This is a genomic window from Tunturiibacter empetritectus, from assembly GCF_013410875.1.
Taxonomy (GTDB): Bacteria; Acidobacteriota; Terriglobia; order Terriglobales; family Acidobacteriaceae; genus Edaphobacter; species Edaphobacter empetritectus.
This window is the reverse complement of the sequence record NZ_JACCCU010000001.1, coordinates 650,666-674,129: the sequence shown is the minus strand read 5'-3', so window position 1 is coordinate 674,129 and position 23,464 is coordinate 650,666. Positions and strand designations below refer to the sequence as shown.

General features: G+C 56.9%; 20 protein-coding genes. 12 read left to right on the top strand and 8 right to left on the bottom strand.

Annotated features, from left to right (window positions below; genetic code table 11):
- The first annotated feature begins 66 nt into the window (after positions 1–66).
- The 6 genes from HDF08_RS02850 (at position 67) to HDF08_RS02825 (ending at position 6,916) form a co-directional block, all read left to right on the top strand.
- Positions 67–783 (top strand): response regulator, encoded by a 717-nt coding sequence (locus HDF08_RS02850; RefSeq protein WP_179637031.1) that lies wholly within the window; start codon positions 67–69, stop codon positions 781–783.
- 35 nt (positions 784–818) lie between these two features.
- On the top strand, positions 819–1,526 hold the full coding sequence (locus HDF08_RS02845) for a response regulator (protein WP_179637029.1): 708 nt from the start codon (positions 819–821) through the stop codon (positions 1,524–1,526).
- Positions 1,527–1,568: 42 nt separating this feature from the next.
- Positions 1,569–2,576: a YpdA family putative bacillithiol disulfide reductase gene (locus tag HDF08_RS02840; RefSeq protein ID WP_179637027.1), complete on the top strand. Its 1,008-nt coding sequence runs from the start codon at positions 1,569–1,571 to the stop codon at positions 2,574–2,576.
- A 206-nt stretch (positions 2,577–2,782) separates the two neighbouring features.
- Complete coding sequence (locus HDF08_RS02835; RefSeq protein WP_179638747.1) at positions 2,783–4,087, top strand: NAD(P)/FAD-dependent oxidoreductase; 1,305 nt, start codon at positions 2,783–2,785, stop codon at positions 4,085–4,087.
- A gap of 126 nt (positions 4,088–4,213) precedes the next feature.
- Entirely contained in the window at positions 4,214–5,260 is a 1,047-nt protein-coding gene (locus HDF08_RS02830) for an acyltransferase family protein (RefSeq protein WP_179637025.1), read from the top strand.
- 27 nt (positions 5,261–5,287) lie between these two features.
- Complete coding sequence (locus HDF08_RS02825) at positions 5,288–6,916, top strand: glycosyltransferase family 39 protein (RefSeq protein ID WP_179637023.1); 1,629 nt, start codon at positions 5,288–5,290, stop codon at positions 6,914–6,916.
- Here the strand turns inward: HDF08_RS02825 and HDF08_RS02820 are convergent.
- From HDF08_RS02820 to HDF08_RS02810, 3 genes are all read right to left on the bottom strand, one after another.
- The gene (locus HDF08_RS02820) at positions 6,913–7,797 is read right to left on the bottom strand and encodes an ABC transporter permease (protein ID WP_179637021.1); all 885 of its coding nucleotides are present in this window, start codon (positions 7,795–7,797) and stop codon (positions 6,913–6,915) included. The two genes, HDF08_RS02825 and HDF08_RS02820, sit on opposite strands and share 4 nt — an antisense overlap.
- Before the next feature lie 44 nt (positions 7,798–7,841).
- Positions 7,842–8,783 (bottom strand): ABC transporter ATP-binding protein, encoded by a 942-nt coding sequence (locus tag HDF08_RS02815; RefSeq protein ID WP_179637019.1) that lies wholly within the window; start codon positions 8,781–8,783, stop codon positions 7,842–7,844.
- Between the two features lie 123 nt (positions 8,784–8,906).
- Positions 8,907–9,935, bottom strand: coding sequence for a zinc-dependent alcohol dehydrogenase family protein (locus HDF08_RS02810; RefSeq protein WP_179637017.1), 1,029 nt, complete (start codon positions 9,933–9,935; stop codon positions 8,907–8,909).
- 41 nt (positions 9,936–9,976) lie between these two features.
- On the opposite strand from HDF08_RS02810, the gene HDF08_RS02805 reads away from it, so the two are divergent.
- The gene (locus HDF08_RS02805) at positions 9,977–10,291 is read left to right on the top strand and encodes a hypothetical protein (protein ID WP_257030851.1); all 315 of its coding nucleotides are present in this window, start codon (positions 9,977–9,979) and stop codon (positions 10,289–10,291) included.
- A gap of 200 nt (positions 10,292–10,491) precedes the next feature.
- Here the strand turns inward: HDF08_RS02805 and HDF08_RS02800 are convergent, their stop codons facing one another.
- Both HDF08_RS02800 and HDF08_RS02795 read right to left on the bottom strand, forming a co-directional pair.
- Entirely contained in the window at positions 10,492–12,084 is a 1,593-nt protein-coding gene (locus HDF08_RS02800; RefSeq protein ID WP_179637015.1) for an OmpA family protein, read from the bottom strand.
- A 248-nt stretch (positions 12,085–12,332) separates the two neighbouring features.
- Positions 12,333–13,070: a GvpL/GvpF family gas vesicle protein gene (locus HDF08_RS02795; protein ID WP_179637013.1), complete on the bottom strand. Its 738-nt coding sequence runs from the start codon at positions 13,068–13,070 to the stop codon at positions 12,333–12,335.
- Between the two features lie 528 nt (positions 13,071–13,598).
- Between HDF08_RS02795 and HDF08_RS02790 the strand changes: the two genes are divergently transcribed.
- Positions 13,599–14,795, top strand: a complete 1,197-nt coding sequence (locus tag HDF08_RS02790) for a DUF481 domain-containing protein (RefSeq protein ID WP_179637011.1) — start codon at positions 13,599–13,601, stop codon at positions 14,793–14,795.
- Positions 14,796–14,868: 73 nt separating this feature from the next.
- Here HDF08_RS02790 and HDF08_RS02785 read toward each other — a convergent pair whose 3' ends face one another.
- Positions 14,869–15,426 (bottom strand): c-type cytochrome, encoded by a 558-nt coding sequence (locus HDF08_RS02785; RefSeq protein WP_179637009.1) that lies wholly within the window; start codon positions 15,424–15,426, stop codon positions 14,869–14,871.
- A gap of 140 nt (positions 15,427–15,566) precedes the next feature.
- Here HDF08_RS02785 and HDF08_RS02780 point away from each other — a divergent pair, with 140 nt between their 5' ends.
- Both HDF08_RS02780 and HDF08_RS02775 read left to right on the top strand, forming a co-directional pair.
- Positions 15,567–16,298, top strand: a complete 732-nt coding sequence (locus HDF08_RS02780; protein ID WP_179637007.1) for an outer membrane beta-barrel protein — start codon at positions 15,567–15,569, stop codon at positions 16,296–16,298.
- A gap of 167 nt (positions 16,299–16,465) precedes the next feature.
- Positions 16,466–17,989 carry a fumarate hydratase gene (locus tag HDF08_RS02775; RefSeq protein WP_179637005.1) on the top strand — a complete coding sequence of 508 codons (1,524 nt, stop codon included), beginning with the start codon at positions 16,466–16,468 and terminating at the stop codon, positions 17,987–17,989.
- 7 nt (positions 17,990–17,996) lie between these two features.
- Here HDF08_RS02775 and HDF08_RS02770 read toward each other — a convergent pair whose 3' ends face one another.
- Positions 17,997–18,695, bottom strand: a complete 699-nt coding sequence (locus HDF08_RS02770; protein ID WP_179637003.1) for an FkbM family methyltransferase — start codon at positions 18,693–18,695, stop codon at positions 17,997–17,999.
- Between the two features lie 233 nt (positions 18,696–18,928).
- Between HDF08_RS02770 and HDF08_RS02765 the strand changes: the two genes are divergently transcribed.
- Complete coding sequence (locus tag HDF08_RS02765; RefSeq protein ID WP_179637001.1) at positions 18,929–19,642, top strand: energy transducer TonB; 714 nt, start codon at positions 18,929–18,931, stop codon at positions 19,640–19,642.
- Positions 19,643–19,666: 24 nt separating this feature from the next.
- Here HDF08_RS02765 and pgsA read toward each other — a convergent pair whose 3' ends face one another.
- Entirely contained in the window at positions 19,667–20,374 is a 708-nt protein-coding gene (pgsA, locus tag HDF08_RS02760; RefSeq protein ID WP_179636999.1) for a CDP-diacylglycerol--glycerol-3-phosphate 3-phosphatidyltransferase, read from the bottom strand.
- Positions 20,375–20,677: 303 nt separating this feature from the next.
- Between pgsA and HDF08_RS02755 the strand changes: the two genes are divergently transcribed.
- The gene (locus HDF08_RS02755; RefSeq protein ID WP_179636998.1) at positions 20,678–23,407 is read left to right on the top strand and encodes an FG-GAP-like repeat-containing protein; all 2,730 of its coding nucleotides are present in this window, start codon (positions 20,678–20,680) and stop codon (positions 23,405–23,407) included.
- Positions 23,408–23,464 lie beyond the last annotated feature (57 nt).

Genomic DNA, 23,464 nt, shown 5'->3' with positions numbered 1-23,464 from the left:
TCGTGCGTCGGAGTGGTACTGAAGACTGTCAGTTGATAGTCTTTGCGGTAAGGATGAGTGAAATACATGCCGGTTCGGGTTTTGATTGTGGATGACGATGAGTTGAGCCGCGAGGTGCTTACGCTGCTGGCAGAGGGGGCAGGATACGAGGTGGAGGCGGCGGAGTCAGGCGATGCGGCGTTGGTGCATGTGCAGCGAGTACGTCCGTTGCCAGAGGTGGTGTTGACGGATATGCAGATGCCCGGGATTGCGGGGGATGAGCTTGCCCGGCGGCTGCGCGGATTGTGCAGGGCGGAGACTTTGCTGCTGGCGATGAGCGGGAGCGAGTTAGAGGATGGGATGGGGCGGGAGTTCGATGGGTTCCTGTTAAAACCGTTTACGATGGAGGCCCTGGCGCGCGCGATTTCTGGGGGTTCGGCTCGGGGTGAAGGGAGAGCAAGCGGCGCGAGTGGAGCGGTGTTGGATGAGGTCGTGTACGCGAAACTGCAGGAGTCGATGCGGCACTCGCGTTTAGAGGAGCTGTATGCGCTCTGCCTGAAGGATACGGAGGCGAGGGTCGTGAGGATGCGGCGAGCAACATCCGAGGGCGACGATGCAGCGTATACAAAGGAGGCCCATGCGATCAAGGGAGGATGCGGGATGGTGGGTGCTGTTGAGCTGCAAAGACTTGCAACGTCAATGGAGGAGCGGGGTTTGTGTGATGACGATGTAGCTACACTGAATGAATTCATGGTGGCGTGCGAACGGCTGCGGCGTATTCTGGTCGCACGCGAAAGCAACTAGTGTCGGATCAACGAGTTGTCGGGAGATGAGGCACGATGAAGGAATCGATAAAGAAATCTAACGATGCAGTTGTTGCGGCGACACCGATCCGTATCGTTGTTGCCGATGATCATCCTGTGGTGCGCTTCGGCGTGAAGAACATGCTGGAGAATGAGGCCGGCTTCGAAGTGGTAGGCGAGGCCGAAGACGGCGATGTGGCGATTACGCAGACGCTGGAGCTGGAGCCAGATATTCTACTGCTCGACCTGCAGATGCCGCGCCTGCCTGGGCTTGAGGCTCTGCGTGCAATTATGAGCAAGTCGCCACGCGTGAAGATCATCATGCTGACGAGTACGATCTCGACGCAGCAGATTATCGAAGCGCTGCAGATCGGAGCTCGCGGCATTGTGCTGAAGGATGCTGTTGCTGGCGATCTCTCACGTTCGCTGCGGGCTGTGCTCTCCGGGGACTACTGGATCGGCGGCGAGCGTGTCGTAAATCTGGTGACGGCGCTGAATGAGTTGATGAAGAAGGCTGCGGCGGTGCCGGAGCGGAAGACCTATGGGTTGACACCGCGTGAGCTCGAAGTTGTGACCTGCATTGTGGAAGGGTGCAGCAATAAGGATGTAGCGAAGCAGTTCACCATCAGTGAGGAGACGGTGAAGCGGCATCTTTCAAATATCTTCGATAAGACCGGCGTTTCGACGCGACTGGAGCTGGCGCTGTTTGCGATTGCCCATAAGCTGGTGGCGCTGGATAACTAACTGTTGGAATCTGACGCTCCGAACCTTCAGTAGAATGAAGGGATGAGTGAGGGTGCGACTTCAGAGATTGTAGATTTACTGGTGATTGGCGCGGGCCCGACCGGCATGGCCTGCGCGATTGAGGCCCAACGGGCTGGCTTTAGCACGATGCTGGTCGATAAAGGCTGCCTTTGCAATTCGCTGTTTCATTATCCGGCACATATGACGTTTTTTACGACGCCGGAGCTGCTGGAGATCGGGGACATGCCCTTCTCCAGTCCGAATCAAAAGCCCAATCGAAGCGAGGCGCTTGAGTACTATCGCAAGGTAGCGGAGTTCTACAGGCTCGACGTTCGACAGTATGAGAATGTCGAGCGGGTGGATGGCGGGGACGGAAACTTTACCGTTCATACGATGGATCGCTTTGGGCGGGCGGTTCAGCATCGTGCGCGGAAGCTGGTGATCGCCACCGGGTACTACGACCTGCCGAACTACCTTGGAATTCCGGGGGAAGATCTCAGCAAGGTGAAGCACTACTATCATGAGCCGCATCCGTATTATAGGCTCGAGGTGCTTGTGATCGGAGGCAAGAACTCCGCGGCGATTGCTGCGTTGGACCTTTGGCGGCATGGGGCGAAGGTAACGCTGGTGCATCGCGGTAAAGAGATTCAGAAGAGCGTGAAGTACTGGATTCTTCCCGACATCAATAACCGGATCAAGAACCATGAGATCGAAGCCTACTTCGATAGCGTCGTCACAAATATTACGGAGGACAATGTGACGCTCGCGACTCGGAGAGGAAAGGTGACGATTGCGAACCAGTTTGTCTTTGCGCTGACGGGATATCATCCGGACTTTGAGTTCATTGAACGGCTGGGGGTGAAGCTGGATAAGGCGAATGACCGCTGCCCAGTATGCAATCCGGCTACGCTTGAGAGCAATGTGCCAGGGATCTATGCGGCTGGGGTTATTGTTGCGGGCGAACGGACAAGTGAGATTTTTATTGAAAATGGGCGCTTCCATGGGAAGTTGATTGCGGAAGACCTGCGGAGGAAGGGAGTTGCGGCTTAAGCATTGCGGGAATCGGCCGGAGCAACAACTCCGCGCAGCCTGTCCTATTGTTTGACTCGTGACGGATGGTAGTCTGGAACCGACATTAGGCGATTCAGGGAACGCGTGCTAAGCCCGGAAGTTCACAGCTCCCTGTTGTTGCGAACTGTCCGTAGCAAAATCATTTCGACTTCGCGCTTTGCGCAGACTTCAGGAGAAGGTGCCTTATCGCTCACGTTGTAGTCATTGGATCAGGGGCAATGGGTCTTTCCGCAGCGTTCCACGCCACTAAGGCAGGACACACAGTGGAAGTGCTGGAGGTGGCGCCGGAGCCCGGTGGCATGGCGGCTCACTTTGACATGGGAGGGCTTTCAATTGAGCGCTTTTACCACTTCGTCTGTAAGAGCGATGTGCCGACGATGGAACTACTGGAAGAACTTGGCCTCCGCGATCAGTTGAAATGGAGGACAACCACCATGGGCATCTTTACTGGCAACAGGATGCACGAGTGGGGAACTCCCTTTGCGCTGCTGAAATTTCCCGAGATCAGCCTACTCTCCCGGCTTAGATATGGCCTGTTTGCGTTCTTGTCTGTGCGCAGGGAACGGTGGGACGCGATTGAGACTGAGGCAGCACACTCCTGGATTACACGATGGTGTGGACCGGAGGTGTTTGATCGCCTCTGGAGGCCGCTGTTCGCGCTGAAATTTTATCAATATGCGGATAACGTTTCGGCGGCCTGGATATGGACTCGGATCAAGCGGATTGGTCGCTCCCGCAAGTCATTCCTGCAGGAGGAACTCGGCTACATTGAAGGCGGAAGCCAGACACTGGTGAATGCTCTGTGCTCGTCGATTGAGAAGAGCGGTGGCAGTATTCACACGCGTTGCGGCGCGAAGAAAGTAGTAGTGGAAGGCGGGAGGGTAACGGGTGTAATGACGCCTGATAAGTTCGTGCGAGCGGATGCGGTTATTTGTACGGTTCCAACACCGCTGGTTGCAACGATGATCCCCGACCTTCCCGACGATTGGAAGGCGCGTTACGAATCGATCATAAATATGGGCATCTGTTGTCTAGTCTTCAAACTCAGGCGATCGGTAAGTCCGCACTTCTGGGTCAATATCAGTGAACCCGACATCTCGGTTCCAGGGATCATTGAGTTTTCAAATCTTAGACCTGTCGGCGGCGACACTGTAGTGTATGTGCCTTATTACATGCCAAACGACAATATCAAATTTACCTGGACCGACGAAGAGCTCCTTAACGAGTCCTTTGGCTATCTCCAGAGGTTGAATCCGCAGCTTACACGAGACGACATCATCTCTCAGCATGTGGCCCGTCTTCGTTATGCGCAGCCTGTCTGCGAACCTGGATTCGCAGCGAAGATTCCACCGATTCAAACCCCGATTCGAGGGCTTCAGGTTGCCGACACTTGTTTTTACTATCCCGAAGACAGAGGAATCTCCGAGAGCGTTCGACTCGGCCGTCAAATGGCGGAGCATCTTTCGACGGTTGAATCGCCATCAGCCTGATCGAGATGAACGTCCTTTTGTCACAATTTTATTTCAGGTGCAGGCAACGCTCTTCCTGGTTTATGTCGGTGACCGGTGCCGCGGTCGGCACGGAATAACGCCCTTTTGATAATAGAATAGATCCTCATGCGGATTCACAGTCTTGATGGTCTTCGGGCAGTCGCAGTGCTGGCGGTGATCCTGCATCATCATGAGATTCTGCGAGGCGGATGGGTTGGAGTCGATCTTTTCTTTGTGCTCTCTGGTTATCTGATCACACAGATCCTTCGCCGAGACCGGCTGTTGCCCCATTACTGGAAGCGTTTTTACATTAAACGCGCGACACGAATTCTTCCGCCAGTCCTGCTTCTGATTGCGTATGTTGCGATGGCCTTCAAACCGCGAACGCTTTCCGTTCTGGCGTACCTGGGGTTTATGGGCAATTTTGCCAGCGCTTCCAACTGGGTCATCCCAAACCTGATTATGTTGTGGTCGCTGGCGGTGGAGGAGCATTTTTACCTAATGTTTCCAATAGCGGTTCGCTACATGCAGCGGAGACATCTGAAGATTTTGTTACTGGGACTGCTACTGATTGAGCCGATGCTGCGGTTTCTTGCAACTCCTCACGTACGGGATTACGAGCAAATTTATTTCTTGACTCCATTTCACCTTGATGGCTTGGCTATGGGCTGCCTGCTGGCGATCTGGAGCGAGACGGAACGGGGAAAAGCGCTTCTGACTCGATGGTCAGGTACTACCCTTCTTGTCTCGTGGGCTTGGTTCACGTTGATGTCGCGGGCGTGGCCCCATGTCTTTGATCGCGAAGCGAATACGCAGATCTTCAATACCCTTGGCTACAGCCTTCTCGGTGTTTGTTGCGCCAGCCTGGTGGCTTACGTCCTGACGCATCCTGATGGCGCACTAAACCGCGCGCTATCGTGGAAGCCGCTCACCTTTATCGGCATCATCAGCTACGGCTTGTACCTCTGCCATCAGCCCGTCCGAAGCGCTTTTACAGGAGCGACCGGGTTGAGTTCCAGAGTGGCGTTCCCTATTACGCTATCACTCGCTATTCTCGTAAGTTGGATATCGTTCCGGTGGTTTGAAGCCCCTCTGATACGATGGGGCCACAAGCTTGCATCGGTATGGCGTGCCGACAGACTGGACACAACGGTGACGGTTGTGGATGCGTAGACGCGCAGCTATTTCCTAGATCGCACGATGATCATGCAGCGGGGGACTGCTTTCTTGCCAAAGAGAGAAGACGGATTTCTGAAACGAACTAACTGGCGTTGGGTGGTGTTAGTGGCTGTGCTGCTGAGTGGTGTAGTAGCGCGTACTTATCGACCCATTGCTGTTCCTGCCGGCTTTGATCAGGACGAAATATCAGAAGCGTACGAAAGCTATTCTCTGCTTAAGACGGGCGCCGACCGTTGGGGGTACCATCTTCCCGTTTATTTTGTTGGCTGGGGCTCAGGTCAAAACGTGCTTCAGGCCTACGCCACGGTGCCAGTCATTGCGCTTTTTGGGCTCTCGGGGTTTTCCGTACGCTTTTTCGATCTAGCGTGCGGACTTCTGACACTGCCTCTTTTCTACGCTGTGTGCCGCAGGAACTTTGGAGCACCATCCGCATTGCTAAGCACTATTTTCTTAGCGCTGTCCCCATGGCACATCATGGTTTCGAGGTGGGCGGTCGAATGTAACAGCTTGCCTTTCTTTGTTTTGCTCGGGATTTTCTGTTTTCAGGAGGCCCTTGAAAGAAGATCTGCCCTGCTGACCGCTATCTGTCTAATTCCGTTCGCGATTGCGTTCTACGTTTATGGAATCTCGCTAGTGGTTGTGCCAACTCTAATGCTCTTACTACTGGCTAAAGAGTTTCGACGAATAAAGGCTGATTGGCATATTTGGACAATTGGAGCTGCGGTGTTCCTCGCAATCTCTAGCCCTTTTATCTTCTTCGTGTGGAAAAACTATCTGGTAAAGAGAAGCTACGACTTTGAGAGGTATCTTCCGGTCTCCGTTCCATTAATTCCTGTGAATCGGTTGCATCAGTTATTGAAGCAGGAGAGCGTCATCTCCACTAATATTCACTTCCTGACGCATGCGTTGCAGGATCACACGACATGGAGCCAGGTGAAGCTGTCCCCTCCGATTCCTTTGACTGTGCTGGCGATGGCAGCAATTGGGATCCTCTTGACGATATCGCGGGCGATCCGATCGCGAAGAATCCCAAACCCGCTCGTTCTCTGGTTGGTGGCCGCTCTTCCTGTTTTCTTGATTGTGCCAATACAGATTAATGAAGCGATCAATGTTTACGCTCCGCTGCTTGCTCTTGCCGGCGCAGGGGCCATGGCTCTTTGGTACAAGCTGCGGCACGTGCGCCTGCGGCCGGTAATGGTGACCGTTTTCTGGTGTCTCTTCGCGTTCGAGTCAGGTTGGTTTCTGACCAGTTACTTTGGAAAGAGATACGCTGCGCAGAGTGCTCCTGACTTTCACCCCGAGATGAAGGAGGTTCTCGTAAGACTGCAGAACATCGCTCATCCAGAGGACACGGTTTTTCTTTGTAACCTTCTGCGGCTGAACTATGTGTATGTGCTCTATTACAACCGTATCGATCCAAAGCAGCTTCAAAATGCACACGCGACGTATGCGAACCCTGATTTTGCGCAGTATGTCTTTACCCGAATGAGGCTCGCACAACGAAGCGGACCGGTTACCTATGCCATCTATCTAGGTGAGACTCCCATTTGCGAGAACCCGTCGGAGGTTAGCGTGATTGGGATGTTCGAGACAGGTCGGTGCCTTGAGCCTTTACCGTTTATCGGTCCCGAAAATTCCCCCCTCTATTAGCCGATGACGCGGCGGAGGAAGCCCTTGATGCCTAGCCAGGTGAGGAGACAGAGAGAGGCTATCAGCATCCCTACGATTAGATAAGGGTTCATGTGTGGCAGCGTGGGGGTGAGGGCGGCGCGTAGTCCCTCGCTCATGTAGACGATGGGATTGATGAGAACGCCGATCTGAAGCCAGCGGATGTGAGTGAGCGCGGCCCAGGGATAGTAGACGCAGCCCAGGAACGTGATTGGGATGACGACCACGCCGAAGATGAGGCCGATCTGTTGCGGTTTGACGCTGGTGCCGATGGTGAGGCCGAGTGCGCCCGCTGTGAGGCTGGCAAGGGCTACAACAAGGATGAGGAATGGCCAGTTGCTGATATGGGTCGTAGGATGCGTCGCTGGGACGTAGTAGGCGAGCGGGTAGACGATGCAGGCGGCGATGACGCTCTGGACCGCGGAGAAGCAGATCTTTTCGATGGCGACGAAAGGCACCGGTAATGGACACATGACCCGGTCGTCGATCTCTCGGGTGATGCCGAACTCCTGCGCGAGAGGCAGCGCGACAGCGGCGATACCGGAGAACATGATGGCAACTGCCATGAGACCAGGCAGCAAAACTGTAGAGAAGGCGTTGCCGGCCATGGATGCTGTTGGATTCATGGCGGCGCCGGCGTTCATGTGTGGAATGACGTAGGTGAATACGAAGAGAAAGAGCAGCGGGTTCATGCAGACGCGGATGACGAAGGGGAAGAGTTCGCGACGTAGAACATGCAGATCACGGCGGAAGAGACCGACGAAGGCGCGAGTGTACTGCGTGAGCTTTGGGCTTTGAGTGCCTCTGGCGGATTGGCGATTCTGCGGCGTTCTCGGTTTTGCGGCTTCTGCCAGTTGGGTCATAGATATCTCAATCTTGGTACGGTGCTCCTAGGAAGCGCTCCTGGCTACTCGCGAAGGTCGCGGCCCGTGAGACGAATGAAGACGGTCTCGAGGCTGGTTTCAGTGATGGTGAGGTCGCGGAGTCCGTACGGGTTTGCCTCGCGAACAACGTCGGAGAGCAGGCCTTCGGCTCCGTGGGCAAGAACGCGAACGCCCTTGGGAGTGGGTTCTGCGCTGGCTACTCCGGTGAGTTGCTGGAGCTGTTGCACTAGGGTTGGGATGTTGTCCTGACTGCGTAGGTAGAGCTCGTAGACCTTCTGCGCGCCGACGGAGCCTTTGAGCGCTGTGGGGGTGTCCTGCACGAGGATCTTTCCATGGTCGATGATGGCAACGCGATCGCAGAGTTCGTCGGCCTCCTCCATGTAGTGGGTGGTGAGGACGACGGTAATTCCCTCTTCGCGGAGGTTGCGGACGGCGTCCCACATGGCGATACGGCTTTGCGGGTCGAGGCCGGCGCTGGGCTCATCGAGGAAGAGAACCTTGGGGCGGTGTGCGATGGCCCGGGCGATCTGGACGCGTTGAGCGAGACCTCCGGAGAGTTGCGCGGGATAGGCGCCGGCACGCTCGATGAGGTGGAACTGGGCGAGGAGTTGATTGGTGCGCTCTGTGGCCTCGGGGCCGGAGAAGCCAAAGTAGAGACAGTGGAAGTTGATGTTCTCGTAGATGGTGCAGGCTCGGTCGAGCGTGTTGTACTGGGGTACAACTCCGATGAAACGACGGGCCACCGCGGGGGTTTTGACGACATCGATTCCTGCGATGCGGACACACCCCGAGGTAGGCAGGGCGCGGGTTGTGCAGATGCTGATGGTGGTGGTCTTGCCCGCACCGTTCGGGCCGAGAAGTCCGAAGAGTTCGCCCTCGTGGACGCTGAGATCGATGCCGTCGACGGCGACGACTCGTTGCTTGCCTTCATAAATCTTCTGGAGGGCTTCGATCTCGACTATCACTTTGGCTTAGCTCCTTGTAGCTGCGATTATATGCAACGTGATGAAGCGCTCTGGGCGGGAAGTGATGGACTGTTTGCAACGTGAACAACTCACGCCCTCCGGTTGTTAGCGCTTTTAACCCTGCTACGTAACGCGAATGACAATCTTTCCGAAGTGCGAGGCCGACTCCATGTGAGCGAAGGCCTCGGCGGCATGAGAGAAGTGGAAGACCTTGTCGATGACAGGACGAAGTCCGGCTTTGGAGATGGCGGCGTTCATCTGCTCGAACATTACGCGGGAGCCTACGTAGATGCCCTGCACGCGAAGCTGCTTGTGAAGGATGGGCGTGAGGGCGACAGGATCCGGGGTGGCAGCGCCGGAGAGTACGCCTATCTGCGCGATCGTGCCGCCAACGCGGGCTGCTCGCAGGGATTGACCGAAGGTGCCGCCGCCGCCGACTTCGATGATACGATCCGCTCCTTTGTTTGCGGTCGCCTCAGTGACCCATTTGGACCAATCGGGGCGCAGTTTGTAGTTATATCCTTCGTCCAGACCAAGGCTCCGGGCGCGGGATAGTTTTTCCTCACTCGAGGAGGTGCCGAGGACTCGGGCTCCGAGGAGCTTTGCGAATTGCAGCGCGAAGATTGAGACGCCGCCTGTGCCCTGGATGACTACGGTCTCTCCTGGATGTGTTGGATTGGTTGGGTCGCCGGCATGATGGAGGGCGTTCCACGCCGTGACGCCGGCGCAAGGCAGAGTGGAGGCTTCTTCGTAGGTTAAGTGCTCGGGGAAGCGAACGACTCCCTCATGGTCGAGGAGAGCGTACTCGGTGAGCATGCCGTCTACGTCTCCGCCAAGGGCAGCCTTTGATTTGTCGGCGGTGAGCGGCCCGTCGAGCCAACGCTGCATGAAGATGCCGCAGACGCGGTCGCCGGCTTCGACGTGAGTGACCCCTTCGCCCGTGGCAACCACCTCTCCCGCTCCATCGGAACAGGGAATGCGCGGGAGGGCCATCTTCGGGTTGTAAAGACCCTTGACCATCATGAGATCGCGGTAGTTAAGAGAGACGGCGTGAACTTTGATCAAAACCGTACCCGGGGTTGTTTGGGGAGTGGGTAGATCAATCTGCCGAAGTTTATCGATGCCAAATTGCTGGACCGGGAATGCGTACATTTGGAGCCTCTGGACAATGTTAGTTGTTGGTCAAAATTGGGATGCTGAAGGAAGAGGAAGTGGCAAACTATTTATATATTGATATGTCGCAGCGTAGAATTGGCAGTATGTCGCGAGGATGGGAGAGTAAATCCGTGGAAGAACAGCAAAATCAGGCTGCCGCTCCGAAACCTGTCACCGCAAACGATAATGCTGAGGTGGCAGAACGCAAACGTAGACGGCAGGCGTTGGAGTTGCAGCGAGAACGCATTCTGTCGGAGCGAACCTCAAGCCCGCATCGTCGGTCCGCGCTTACGATCGCGTTGGCGGATATCGAAGAAAAGCTCTCGGAGCTTGGGTGGTCGATCCACCTGTAGGCTTCGACTGCTGGCTGTGGCAGTTGTGCTCAGAGGGGCAGCGTCCTTCGCTGATTTGATCGGTCGCCGACCTTACAGTCTGGCCGACGTTTGACCGCTGGCGTGCAGAAGACCTCCATACTTGAAGAAGTTCATCGTTAGTGTTTCAGGAAATGAGAAAGGGCCGCGGTTGGCGGCCCTTTGGTTTTGTGCGAAACGAATTACTGTGGTGTTGCGGAGGGAGCGGGATCGGCGTCGGGGTTGCTCTGCTGAACCCCGATGGCGTCGCCTGAGACGACGAGATTGACGCGCCGGTTTTGGGCTCGGCCCTGCGAGGTAGCGTTGTCGGCTACAGGCTTGGCTTTGCCGTAACCGGTGGCCGTGATGTTATCCGGCTGGACGCCTTGAGTTTCCAGGAAGTCGCGAACGGCGTCGGCACGGTTCTCCGAAAGCTTCTGGTTGTACTGGTCGCTTCCCACGCTGTCGGTGTAGCCCTCGACCTGAAGCTTCAATCCAGGATAGGCCTGTAGAATTCCAGCCACCTTGGCCAGACTGATCTGGGTGTTGGTCTTGAGGGTATAGCGACCGGTGTCGAAGAGCACATCGGACATGTTGACGATGAGACCGCGGGCCGATTCGCTGGTGGCGAGGACGCTGTTCAGCTGAGCGCGAAGCCTCTCGCGAACGGCGTTGGCGTCGGTTGCGCTCTTGTTGGCAGCGGCGGCACGAGCCTGGGCTTCGGCAGCGGCGGCTTCGGCACGGGCGCGATCGGCATCGGCTTCCGCCTGGGCGGCGCGGGCGCGCTCGGCTTCAAGCTGAGACTGTTGAGCCTGAAGCTGCGACTGCTGGGCCTGCGCCTCTGCATCTCGCTTGGCGTTGTCAGCGTTCAGTTGGCGCTCAGCCGCTTGCTTGCGCAGAGTGACGAGACGGGCATCTTCAGCACGCTGTACAGCCTGGCGCGCGAAGGTGATCTCCATTTTGCGATCACCCTTCTTGTTCTGATCGATGTCGGTAGCGTTGCGAAGGTCCTGCATCGCCTCGGCCATAATGTCGGGAGCGTATTTGTCGGCTCCCGCGGCCTGCGCTATGCGGATGGCGTTGTTGGCCTGATAGAGCTCAAGCGGTGATCGTTCATCCCTGGTAATTGGGTTCAGGTTCGACCTGGAACCATCCGTCTGGGCATATGCGCCGCGCGCCAGCAGGGAGTAGTGCGCATTCACTTTTTCGAGAACACCGGTGGTTTTATCGTTGAGGATCACGTTCTGCAGCACGACGACGTCGCTTGGCTGCGTTACCGAGAAGTAAGGCTCGGCGGTGACGATCATGCCAAAGGACTGCAGGGCGGTAGTCACTTCAATGTTGTTCTTGTTGTTCGCAGGAAGCACCTCGCCCAGGTTGTTGGGGCGGCCATCCGGGGTGATCGCCCACAAGACGTAGGTCAGGTACTCGGGTCCAAAGCCATTGGCTGGGGTTAGCCCCTGGAACCGGGCTGAGATGTGAATTCCACCACGCTCACTGGTGACTTTGGCCTCTCCCTTGGCGAACGGAAGAAGCGGCGTTCCCTTGAAGCCAATATTGGTCGAACCGCTGCGATGGAGATAGTTCACCGCATCGAGGTCGCGCTGGACGACCTTCACGCGGTAGAGATAGATCCCGTTATCCTGCTTCTTGATGTCATTCGCGTCCTGTGGGGGATTTGTCTGGGAGGTCGGGTTAGGTTCCTGCGCGTCAAGCTTTGCAGATCCAGCTGCGAAATATCCGAGAATCCCAGCAGAAAACACCAGGGCAGTAAAGATGTTCTTGGTGCGATTCATTCACGATCTCCTTGCCAAATACTAGTTAGTGGCACAGGCGCAGAACTTCTCTTGCGTCTGGCGGCTTTACATATGCGATGCGCAGGACTGGGTAAAGGGTGTCCGGCAGCGCGTTCCCCGAGGCACTCCTCAAAAGATACACAAACACAACACTCAGAAAACAGGCAAGTTGCAGACACCCGGCTACGCATGACCTGCCGGACGAACGACGGCCCCCCACGAAGGAGGGCCGCTGGTATCGTCTGGTGCTATGCGCTGTGCTGATGTTGTGGCGTGGTCTTATGCACGAAGTGATAGGGAGGCCAGGGGCCGGAGAGCTGCATGCGGCAGTCTTTGAGCTCGAGCGTGGCGGAGGTGTACTTGTTCTGATAGCGCTCCACGGTCTTGTTGTCGATCAGGTGGGCGATATCGAGAAGCATCTTTCCGGTGTCCATGCGTTTGCAGGTGATCTCTTCGGCCAGCGGCAGGAACATGCGGTGCATCTGGATGGAGAGGGCGCGAGCCTTCGACTGACGCTCGCGTTGGCGGCTGGCGCTCTCGCGCAGGCTGGTCAGATACTGCTGGCCGACGGTCATGTCGCGAGCTGAGTTGCCGGGGCAGATGTCGTCGACGAGGACTTTGAGATGCATCTCGGCCTTACCACGGAGGCGTTCGACATTGGCCTGGAAGTGTCGCTGATTGGAGCGGACAGAGCGGCGCAGGGCGTCGTCATCCTGGAAGGTGGTGCCGAAGCGGAAGGGCAGAACGGTGGAGAGCTTGAAGCAGTCTGCGACGACACGTGCATGGTCTTTGGCGGCCTGCTGGTCGAGTCGGGCGGTGTCTTCGGGGCTATGCTCGGAGACAATCACTGCTAAATCACTGGCGGGAAACAAGAACGTCTGGTTCCCGAAGAGTCCCGAGACATTCGTCAGGGGCATCGGGCGGCGGTGGCGACAAAGCTCCGGAAATGCTTGTCTCTCTGCGACGCAATACGCGTACCATGCCATAGCTTTTATCCTTCCGAGCGCGCTGAGGGGTCTAACTGCCCCATCAGGAAGTTGGTTATGTAACTCAAACCGATACGGAAATTTTGGAGGAACTCTTCATTTCAATAGGTTTTTGGTTCTGAGAAGCAGGCGATTTTACCGCGAACTCCGCCGAACCGAAACGGATAGTATGCCTATTGAAGTACGGTTGGCAACACTTTCTTCGCCGAAAAGATGCACTATTTCATGGGCACGTCATCTTCTGGTCAGGAGATCGGATGAGAGGTCGGACCAACGAACATAGCCCTCGACTGGCTGAGGCCAGAGACACGAAATCTACACCTCTGGGGAAGTCCTGTCCCGGTTTGGTGGGGGAGGTGCCGAGGTCGGCCAGGACGGAGGATCCGATGGACTTATCGGCCTCGGAGCAGATCTTCAGGGCTGGAGATGCCTACCAGACGCAATACTTTTCCAATGACACGAACAACGGGTAGCACATTTACCTCATGGCTGTCTCGACTTGCGTCTACGCTACGCTATTTTTAAGGGATGAGCTCAAACTACCAATTGAATCCCGGCAAATGGCGCGGTAAGTGGTACAGCCTGTTTGCCTTGAGCCTGATTACAGGCGTCGTGTTTCAGCAGACAGCGATGGTATGGGCCCAGAGTGCACCGGCAAAACCGGCACCTGACGTAATCGTATTTACCAATGGCGATCAGCTGACGGGAACCCTTGAGCGGGCGACAGGCGACTCTTTTGTCTTCAAGAGCGATGTGGTCGGCGAGATTACGGTTACGGCGGACAAGATCAAAGAGCTGCACACCGGGGGTAAGTTCGTGGCCCTCAAGAACGGCGAAAAGGTGACGCGTACCTCGAAGACGCCCGCAGGGATCACGTATCAGGACAGCGTCATCACCTTGGCGGATGAGTCCTCCTCGCGCGTGGTGGATACGGTGCCGGTGAAGGATCTTGCCGTCCTGATCGATGGAGCGACCTACTCCAAAGAGGTGACTGGCAATCCGGGCATCTTCCAAGATTGGACCGGGGGAGTGTCCGGCGGAGTGACGCTGATCGAATCCACACAGATTGGGCGGACATTCACTGCGGCAGTCAACCTGATACGCCTGGTCCCTTCAGTCGAGTTTTTGCCGGCCCGGACGCGTGACACGATCAACCTGCTCGAGACTTATGGCAAGTTGACCCAACCCGTGATTCCCCAGACCACGCCTCCTACCCCTGATTCGGTGGCGAAGACGAATATCTTTCATGCGGACGCAGAGCACGACAAGTACCTCACGCCTCGACTCTTTGGTCTGGTTGGCTTGTCCTACGACCATAACTATGCGCAAGGCCTGAACCTGCAGCAGATCTATGGTGCTGGTATCGGCTACACCGTGTTTAAAACGCCAGTTCAGGAGTTCGACGTCAAGGCAGATTTGCACTATGAGAGGCAAAACTTTGTGCCGCCGAGTGTGAGTACAGATCTGATCGGATCAAGCTTTACTGAGCTGTATCATCGCGTCCTGCCGAGGAAGATCCTCTTCACGGAGAGCGGAACGTTTATTCCGTCGTGGAACGATCCGAGCATCTACTCAGCGATCTTCGAAGCTGGTTTGCAGATGCCTACCTACAAACGGCTAAGCGTCAGTCTCAGCCTGCAGGATAACTATCTGAGCAATCCGGCGTTTGGCTATAAAGACAATAGCTTCCAGTTTGTGACTGGCGTTACCTACTCGCTGAAGTAGCCATCGTTCACGATCACGGCCTCGACGTAGCTGCTGCGTCGAGGCCGTTCCTTTTTAATTCTTCGAGGACTGCTTATGGCGCTGGCGCGTCAAGGATCTGGGTGACGGGGCCGGGGAGCTCCTTGTCGGCGTTCTTTAGAAGCAGGCTAACCTGCCACATCTGGGTATCGGAGAGGACATGCTTATAGGAGGGCATACCGGAGAGGCGGATGCCGTTGGCGACCTTCCAGTAGGTCTCACCGGCCTCATCGTCGCTGACGCCGACTACTTCGCTATTCGAGTGCTTCTTCCAGAGCTGGGGAGCTGAGGGAAACATGGATTTAGCAAAGGGCACATCTCGACCGGGAGTGCCGTGACAGCTCGCACACTCCGTCCGATAGACGTGTGCTCCGGACTCGAAGACATCCTCGCTGGTGCCGAAGGGAGGGGTCTTGGACTCGCGTTCGATGCGGGCGTTGAGGGGAACCTTGACGATCTGTTTTTCGAACGGCAGGGGTGCGTCAGCCACCGCGACGGGCAGCGGTCCGAACTTGAGGTAAGCGAAGAGTCCCAAGGCAACGGCGACGATACCGATCAGAAAACCGAGAACGACTTTGCCAAAACCTCCGTTGCTGCTGCCTTTTTTCGCCATCTTGAGCAAACTCCTTTAGGGTGAAGGCCGCTTTGAGGGGCGGCGGATGTTCTAATAAGGGATGGCCGCAGTTGGGGTTCCAGCCAGCGGATCTTGAGTTCCACAATAGCAAAGCCAAGCTTGTGCAGGAGTAATCGTTGATGTTCGGTTTTCGTTCGAGTGTAAAGAAGGTAGCAGGATTGTTGCTGGTGGGGCTGATGGCCAGCGGAGTTGCAGCACAGGCGCAAGTGACGCGCAGGACGCGGCGAGAGTCGAGCGCAAACCGCAAGGCTCGCATTGCGAGGACGACGGCAGAGACCTACGACCACCGGTATGAAGTTGCGGGTGGTGGAGGGTACATGCGGTTCAAAGCCGGATCTTCGCTGCAGAAGAGCAATGAAGTGACGTTCTGGGGGTCGGGAACGTACTTCCTGAATCCGAAGCTGGGAATCATCGGTGAAGTTCGCGGGGCGTATGGGAATGCGAAGATCGGGAACAACCTTGGTTCGCCCGTGACCCTGCCCTTCAATCCGCAGATCTCGGAGTATCCGTTCCTGGGCGGAGTGGCGTACAGGGTGTATGCGAAGGAGAAGGTTGCGGTGACGGTGACGGGCGAGGGCGGAGCAGCGCTGGGCAAGTTCGACGGCGGCGCCAAGGGCTTTCAGTCGAAGGACATTGGGGTGTGGCAGGATGCGACCAAGCCGGCCTTTGCTCTGGGCGCCAACTTCGATTACAACTTCTATCCGAACATCGCGTTCAGGGTCTCGCCAACCTACGTGGGTACATTCTTCCGGCTGGATCCGCTGGATCTGACGCATGGGCCGCAGAGCACGATCCAGAACAACTTCGGGGTGAACGTTGGCCTGGTGTACAGGTTCGGAAAGATCAAGTGAGCGTTGGGCAATTTTGAACGGGTGCGGCAAAAGACTTCGCTGCACCCGTTTTGCTTTGCGATGATTTGATTCCGAGTGTAGGTGAAGACAAGACGCATTCGGCCAGAGATGCCGCAGCGCAAGTAAAATGCGGTAGCAGCGGAATGATCCGTAGGAGGCAGTTCGTAATGGCGACGATCAGGCAGGACGACTTTATCCGGAGTGTGGCGGACGCGCTGCAGTACATCAGCTTCTACCATCCGGTGGACTACATTACGAACTTGGCACGAGCCTACGAGATGGAGCAGAGCCACGCCGCGAAGGATGCGATGGCGCAGATTCTTATCAACTCGCGCATGTGCGCGGAGGGACATCGGCCGATCTGCCAGGACACGGGAATTGTGACAGCGTTCGTGAAGGTCGGGATGGAGGTTCGTTGGGAGCCCGGCATCGGCGGCATGATGTCGATGCAGGAGATGGTCGATGAAGGCGTGCGCGAGGCATGGCGGAATGCCGATAACGTGTTGCGGCCGAGCATTCTGGAAGACCCTGCGTTTACGCGGAGAAACACAGGCGACAATACTCCGGCGATGGTGGTCGTCGAGTTGGTGGAGGGCGGCGAGGTTGACGTTACGGTGGCGTCGAAGGGAGGAGGATCGGAGGCGAAGAGCAGGTTTGCGATGCTGAATCCTTCTGACTCGGTGGTGGACTGGGTGCTGAAGACGGTGCCGGGGATGGGCGCGGGGTGGTGCCCTCCTGGGATGCTGGGGATTGGGATCGGAGGAACTGCGGAGAAGGCGATGGTGATGGCGAAGGAGTCGCTAATGGACCCGATCGATATGCAGGAGCTGATCGCACGGGGAGCAAAGACGAAGATCGAAGAGCTGCGGATCGAGCTATATCACAAGGTCAATCGACTGGGCATTGGGGCGCAGGGGCTGGGCGGATTGACGACTGTGCTTGATGTTAAGATCATGGACTTCCCGACGCATGCGGCTAATCTGCCGGTCGCGATGATTCCGAACTGCGCGGCGACGCGGCATCTGCACTTCCATCTTGATGGCAGCGGGCCGGTGATGGTCGATCCGCCGAAGCTGGATGCGTGGCCGAAGCTGGAGTACGACGTACACACGGCGCGACGGGTTGATCTGAATACTGTGACGCACGAGGACGTGAAGACGTGGAAACCGGGTGAGGTACTTCTGCTCTCGGGCAAACTGCTGACCGGGCGCGACGCGGCACACAAGCGAATGACTGACATGCTGACGCGGGGCGAGAAGCTTCCGGTCGACTTCAAGAACCGTTTTATCTACTACGTTGGGCCGGTGGAGGCGGTGCGCGACGAGGCCGTAGGACCTGCCGGGCCGACGACCGCAACGCGCATGGACAAGTTCACGCGGCAGATGCTGGCTGAGACCGGCCTGCTGGGAATGATCGGCAAGGCGGAGCGCGGGCCTGCCGGGATCGATGCCATTCGCGAGTTCGAGGCGGTGTATCTGATCGCGATTGGGGGTGCCGCTTACCTAGTCTCGAAAGCGATCAAGAGCTCCAAGATCTTGGCGTTCGCGGACCTCGGGATGGAGGCGATCTACGAGTTCGAGGTCCAGGATATGCCGGTGACCGTCGCGGTCGATACCAAAGGCACCAGCGTGCATACGACAGGACCGGAGGAGTGGTCGCGCAGGATCGCTGGGATTCCGATCCTGCAGTAGATTTTAGCTACGCCGGTTGCTGAGTGTAGCTGCGTTGCAGTTCGGCGTAACGTGATCTATCGAGGAGAAAGGTGTAATCGCCTCGCTTTTTATGAATGAGCCGGTAGCCCGCACGATGGAGCCTTACTATCGTCTTGTACGTCTGGCCAGGCCTGAGCCACGAGTGAAATTCGACGCATAACTGCCGGATCGGGATGCGTTGATCGAGGATCTGATGGACGATATCGAACTCAAATCCTTCGATATCCATCTTCAGCAGGTCGATGTAGGAGTCGTCGTTTGTACTCATGATCGTGCCAAGGTCATAACAGTCAAACCGGATAGTTTCGACGCCCTCCTGGACCACGGAATATGACCCTTCGGCAGCGTCTTTCGGCAGCGAAAACTCGATGGACCCGCTGTGAGCTGCAAGCCCGATGGGGAAGAACTTGATGTTCGTGATGTCAGACTTCTCCACGGTGGCTATGCCGGTTGGAGAAGGATCGAAGACAAGAACTGGCTCAGCCGCCATCTTTGCCAACGCCACTTCGAAGCTCATATCGAGACCGACGCCTGCACAGTAGATGACTCTAAGTGGCTCGCTGACGTTTATATACCAACCTCCACTATCTATATCGCCAACCGGACGAACGTCAGGAGAAGATGAGCAAAAGAGGCCGTCCGCGGTGGCGCGCGCTTTATTTCGAAGCTTCTCTACAAGTGTCATTGCATTGATTCTAGACGCTTCGGAAGACCGGAGGAAGTATTTAGGAGAGGCACCATGACGGTTTGTCTATGTTCTTAGGACATGCGTTCAAGGAAGAATTTTGCGACGTTTGAAGATCTGCCGTTTGTTTAGAAGATGCGAGACCATTGTTCATATAGCCGGCTTAGAGGGATGGTCGCGTAGAATTACTGGAATTCCAATTCCAGCAATGATTGAAGTGAAAGGCGTATTGGATGAGTGTTAGTTTTCGGGTAATTCCCCATTTTCTTTTATCGGCGGTAGCATTCCTTATATGTATGGCTTCCCCTTTAAGCGCACAACAAGCTGAGAAAGGTGCAGCAGGCTTACAGGACGTTGGCGCTCAGGCGATCCGCGCGATGCTGAAGCAAAGCCTTCTTGACTCTACAGTCGTCGTAGAGAAAACGGGCAAATCCTTGCCATCCAATGGAGCGTGGTCGGTTGGCAAAGATGCCCCCTCTTCTTGCCCGCAAACGTCAGATGCCTGCGTGCGGATTCTTTATCAAGTTTCAGAAGATGGGGTTTCCTGTAACTGGGTTGTACAGCTGATCGGCGACGGAAATGATGGCGTTATTTTGGAGCAAAATAAGGATGCGACGCGTTATTTCCTGCGGAGGCTCACTACCAGCCAGGCCGCCGATATAGTCCTAACACGAAAGCAGCCTATTTATCCCCCTCTCGCAGCGGCTGCTCATTTAAACGGATCCGTCGTTGTAAGAGCGGTTGTTTCAAGTTCAGGAGCGATCGAGAAAGCTCTTATAGTGAGTGGGCCTGAGATGTTGCGAACTAGCTCAATCGATGCGATACGCGGTTGGAGCTTCAAGCCGCTGATGGTTGGCACGGAGCCCGTTCGCTTCGAAACAGACGTTACCTTCGACTATAAGACGATGGGGCCATCGTCTTCCGGCAGGGTAACGAGTAACCCGTAGTCGCTTTGAACCCAGGGCCGGGACTTAGGAGATGCGGGACGGATGCTCTGCCGGAGGCATCGGCTTGGGCTTGCGGGTGAGGACAAAGCTGCGACGCTTGCGGCGTTTGTCGGAGGCGTGGTCGATCTTCTTCCAGAAGCCGATGAAGTAGTCGACCGCGGAGATGATCGACACGATGGTCATCCAATAGATGGCAGTGACGGCGATGAAGTGAACGCCGACGATGTAACCGCCGCCCAGGTTTGGAAACCAGACCCAATAGTCCCAGCGGTGCGCAAGGATGGCCGCGACGACGGAGACGATCTGAATGACGGTCTTGAGCTTTCCGATCTCGCTGGCTTCTATGGTGAAGCCTTCGGCGGCGGCGATACTGCGGAGACCCGAGACAAGGAACTCGCGGCCGATGACCAGGACCGCGATCCAGGGCGGCACCACGCGGGGGTTATAGGCCACCAGAATGATGTAGGCGGCGGTGACCATGAGCTTGTCCGCGAGTGGGTCGAGCAGCATGCCCATGGTCGTGATCTGTTTGCGGCGACGGGCGAGGTAGCCGTCGAGGCCGTCGGTGATTGCGGCAAGGATGAAGACGATGCTGGCGATAATCTCCTGTTCGCCGCCGCGCAGGCCCACGGTTCCGTGTCCGCCGGTGAACGGGAAGGCGGGCGAGAGGATCCAGATGAGCAGAGGGACGCATGCGATACGGCTCATCGTGATGGAGTTGGGCAGGTTCATCGAGAGGTTACACAGTGCGCATCGAGAGTACGCGACACATTAGCATTCTGCCACAGTAAGACGCGTGAAAGTGGGAAAGGCCAACGGCAGCCTGAGGTTGCGGGGCTACTCCTTGGCGGCTATCGACAAGATAGCGGAGGACTTTAGCGACACAGGCTGTGGTTTCGACGGCTCTGAGACTGCTGTCCCTTTCCCTCCTGAAATTCCCTCCCGAAATAGGAGTTCTACCTGGAGCTCTAACTTCAGATGCACCTCTCTGTTCCTTCGACAACGCCGATAGAGAAGTAGTTCGAGCGTTTCGATATGCCGATTCGTAGTATCTTGCCGAGGACGATAGCCTTCTGCTCGCTAAGCCTGATAGCCCTGGCTGCGACGGCACAGCAGTTTCAACAACCGGCGCAGCAGTTTCAACAATCTCTGATGATTGCTACGGGGAGTTGGCCTTCAGGAGTTGTGGCCGCCGATGTGAATGGAGACGGTCGGGCTGACCTGATCTATACCGACTATGGCGCGACGGCGACCTCGTCAACGACTCATATCCTGCTGAGTAGCGGGGATGGAACCTTCGCGCCCGGCCAGACACTGGCTACCGCGGGAGCTTCGATTGCGGTCGCAGACTTCAATCACGACGGGCATGTGGACCTTGCGTGGGTCTGGGGCGCGGTTGGGCTCGGAAAGGCTTATCTGGCGCTGGGGAACGGCGATGGAACCTTTAGGCCGGCGCGGGAGCTTGGGACCTTCGCCATTCTGGGAACGAATGCGCCGCGGTTCAGCTACTTGATGGGGGCGCAGCTGCACGATAGGGGGTACCTGGATCTATTAGTGGAGGATGCCGCGAACCCTTCGTTGATTACGCTGACGAGCGATGAGAGCGGAGTTCTGGTGAGGATCGTCGGAACGCGTCTGCCGGGCGGGGTTGGGCCGATGGCAACTGCAGATCTGAACGGGGATGGTCACACCGACCTGGTGATTCAGTCTGTCGTCGGCGGAGTGGTGGATGTCTTTTTTGGATCGACCGATGGGCTGCTGACCGCATTCGGGAGCTTTGCCGGTTCAAGCGCGACGCGGAGCATGCTGCTGCATGACGTCGACGATGACGGACATCCCGACCTCGTGTTGGAGGGCGTCGACGGACGGATCGAGATCTTTCATGGACACGCCGATGGAAGTTTCTCGACCAGCCCTGAGGGCGGAAGTGGGAGCGCAGATGCGACGACAGGTTTGGGGGGACACCTGGTCTCGGTGACGGATACCGCAGGGCGCCACAATTTTTATACGGCGACTCCTGCTGGCGTGAGTGTTCTGGTTGAGCAGAGCGATTTGAGTCTGACGCTAAAGGGGATCTACAACGCGGGGCCGGGGCGGGCGAGCTTCGCAGCCGCGGACTTTAACGGCGACGGCGTGCTGGATTTGGCGGTGGATTCGCCTGAGGGAATCGCAGTTCTGTTGGGGAGTTCGGACGGAGGACTCGGGAGTTCCCGTGCGTTTTCGGCAGGACGACCGGCGCTGAGCGGAGCTTTGGGGGAGTTTAGCGGATCGGGCAATCTGGATGCGGTGGTAAATGTTTCGGCTTCGCAGGCGCTGTTGCTGCATGGGAGTGGAGACGGAACGTTCTCCTTAGCGACATCGACGAACGCGCCGGTGAGTGCGGCCACCGGGAGGCAGGTTGATGGCTTGCCGGGAGCTCCGCAGGGAGTGGGACTTGTTCAGACCTCGTCAGTCGCGGTCGATCTCGACGGAGATGGCAATCAGGATGTGATCGCAGCGTACGACAACACGAGCGCTGATCACGCTCACCCGACGGCAGCCGCAGCAAACGCAATTTATCTCTGGTATGGAAACGCCGATGGAAGCTTCTCGACGCCTGTGGTGATGACGCCTTCCCGTAACTTTTACCAGTTGGCGGCGATCGATTTAGACGGCGACGGGCGGCCGGACCTGGTGATGAGCGACGGGTACGTGGTGAGCGTGCAGGGAAATCTTGGCCGGCGAATCTTTGGGGCGGAAGCACACTTCCTTGCTGGAATGGGGATCAACTCAATCTCTGCCGGGGATGTGAACAAGGATGGATTTACGGATCTGGTTGTTGCCAACGGCGGGACGGTAATTGCGAACTCGGCGGTGGGGTCAACAACGCCTGCGAGCGACGATGTCGTTACCGGCGGGATCACGGTGCTGCTCAACACGATCAAAACAAAGCCTACACACGCGGTGACGAGCATCCCGACCATGGTGGTCTTTACGATTTCGACGCCGTCGACGATCTACTTCGGGCAGACGGTCAGTGGGTCTGCGATTGTGACCGCGAGCGATGGCAGCACGCCGACCGGGACGATCTCGTTTTTCGACGGCAGGACGAACATCTGCACGATCGCGGTTACCCAGGCAGCAAGCTGTCCCGCGAGTGCAGGCTCCAGATTCGCGATAGGGAGACATACGCTGTCGGCGGTGTACTCGGGCGATTCAACGCATCAGGGATCGACGTCCGCACCAGTGACGGTGACGGTGCTGCCACTGGCGCCGACAACGAATGCGTTCATTATTTCGGTGACCGGTTCCCCGACGACGACGATTGGCGGCACGATCAGCCTGCAGGTGACAGTGACTCCTCCGTCCGGGTATCTGCAGCCGGTGCAGTTGTCGTGCAGCGATCTGCCCTCGGAGGCGACCTGCGTCTTCGCAGCGTCAACGATTTCTGGAGGTGGCGGAACCACTACGCTGCACGTGAGCATGATGGCTCCCCGGTCCTGCGGGGTCGCGGACTCCCAGTCGCGGACGGCTGGTCTGCCGTTTGCGAGTACGACTCTGGCGACGCTGGTTGTTCTGCTCTTGCCGGGTACGCGGCGGCGGACGATTCGAAACTTGCTGGCGGCGGTGCTTACAATCTGCGGAGCGGCTTCCCTAGCCGGATGCTCGGCCTGCACCGACCTCGGGACCAAGCCGGGCAGTTATACGATTCGAGTTATTGGAACCGCTATAGGGCAGTCTGTTCAAGCCGTATCCACCAAAGTGAAAGTGACAGTGCAAGAGTAGCTGTTCAGACCGGAGCCGTAGCAAGAGACAGCAAAAAGAGACAGCCTTGTGAGCTGC

What these genes read in the sequence shown, in the direction of transcription:
- HDF08_RS02805 (WP_257030851.1), top strand. Translation starts at nt 9,977, where the DNA reads ATGCTGAAGGAAGAGGAAGTGGCAAACTATTTATATATTGATATGTCG.
- HDF08_RS02850 (WP_179637031.1), top strand. Translation starts at nt 67, where the DNA reads ATGCCGGTTCGGGTTTTGATTGTGGATGACGATGAGTTGAGCCGCGAG.
- HDF08_RS02790 (WP_179637011.1), top strand. Translation starts at nt 13,599, where the DNA reads ATGAGCTCAAACTACCAATTGAATCCCGGCAAATGGCGCGGTAAGTGG.
- HDF08_RS02780 (WP_179637007.1), top strand. Translation starts at nt 15,567, where the DNA reads ATGTTCGGTTTTCGTTCGAGTGTAAAGAAGGTAGCAGGATTGTTGCTG.
- HDF08_RS02820 (WP_179637021.1), bottom strand. Translation starts at nt 7,797, where the DNA reads ATGACCCAACTGGCAGAAGCCGCAAAACCGAGAACGCCGCAGAATCGC.
- HDF08_RS02840 (WP_179637027.1), top strand. Translation starts at nt 1,569, where the DNA reads ATGAGTGAGGGTGCGACTTCAGAGATTGTAGATTTACTGGTGATTGGC.
- HDF08_RS02810 (WP_179637017.1), bottom strand. Translation starts at nt 9,935, where the DNA reads ATGTACGCATTCCCGGTCCAGCAATTTGGCATCGATAAACTTCGGCAG.
- HDF08_RS02800 (WP_179637015.1), bottom strand. Translation starts at nt 12,084, where the DNA reads ATGAATCGCACCAAGAACATCTTTACTGCCCTGGTGTTTTCTGCTGGG.
- HDF08_RS02795 (WP_179637013.1), bottom strand. Translation starts at nt 13,070, where the DNA reads ATGGCATGGTACGCGTATTGCGTCGCAGAGAGACAAGCATTTCCGGAG.
- HDF08_RS02785 (WP_179637009.1), bottom strand. Translation starts at nt 15,426, where the DNA reads ATGGCGAAAAAAGGCAGCAGCAACGGAGGTTTTGGCAAAGTCGTTCTC.
- HDF08_RS02845 (WP_179637029.1), top strand. Translation starts at nt 819, where the DNA reads ATGAAGGAATCGATAAAGAAATCTAACGATGCAGTTGTTGCGGCGACA.
- HDF08_RS02825 (WP_179637023.1), top strand. Translation starts at nt 5,288, where the DNA reads ATGATCATGCAGCGGGGGACTGCTTTCTTGCCAAAGAGAGAAGACGGA.
- HDF08_RS02770 (WP_179637003.1), bottom strand. Translation starts at nt 18,695, where the DNA reads ATGACACTTGTAGAGAAGCTTCGAAATAAAGCGCGCGCCACCGCGGAC.
- HDF08_RS02830 (WP_179637025.1), top strand. Translation starts at nt 4,214, where the DNA reads ATGCGGATTCACAGTCTTGATGGTCTTCGGGCAGTCGCAGTGCTGGCG.
- HDF08_RS02775 (WP_179637005.1), top strand. Translation starts at nt 16,466, where the DNA reads ATGGCGACGATCAGGCAGGACGACTTTATCCGGAGTGTGGCGGACGCG.
- HDF08_RS02765 (WP_179637001.1), top strand. Translation starts at nt 18,929, where the DNA reads ATGAGTGTTAGTTTTCGGGTAATTCCCCATTTTCTTTTATCGGCGGTA.
- pgsA (WP_179636999.1), bottom strand. Translation starts at nt 20,374, where the DNA reads ATGAACCTGCCCAACTCCATCACGATGAGCCGTATCGCATGCGTCCCT.
- HDF08_RS02755 (WP_179636998.1), top strand. Translation starts at nt 20,678, where the DNA reads ATGCCGATTCGTAGTATCTTGCCGAGGACGATAGCCTTCTGCTCGCTA.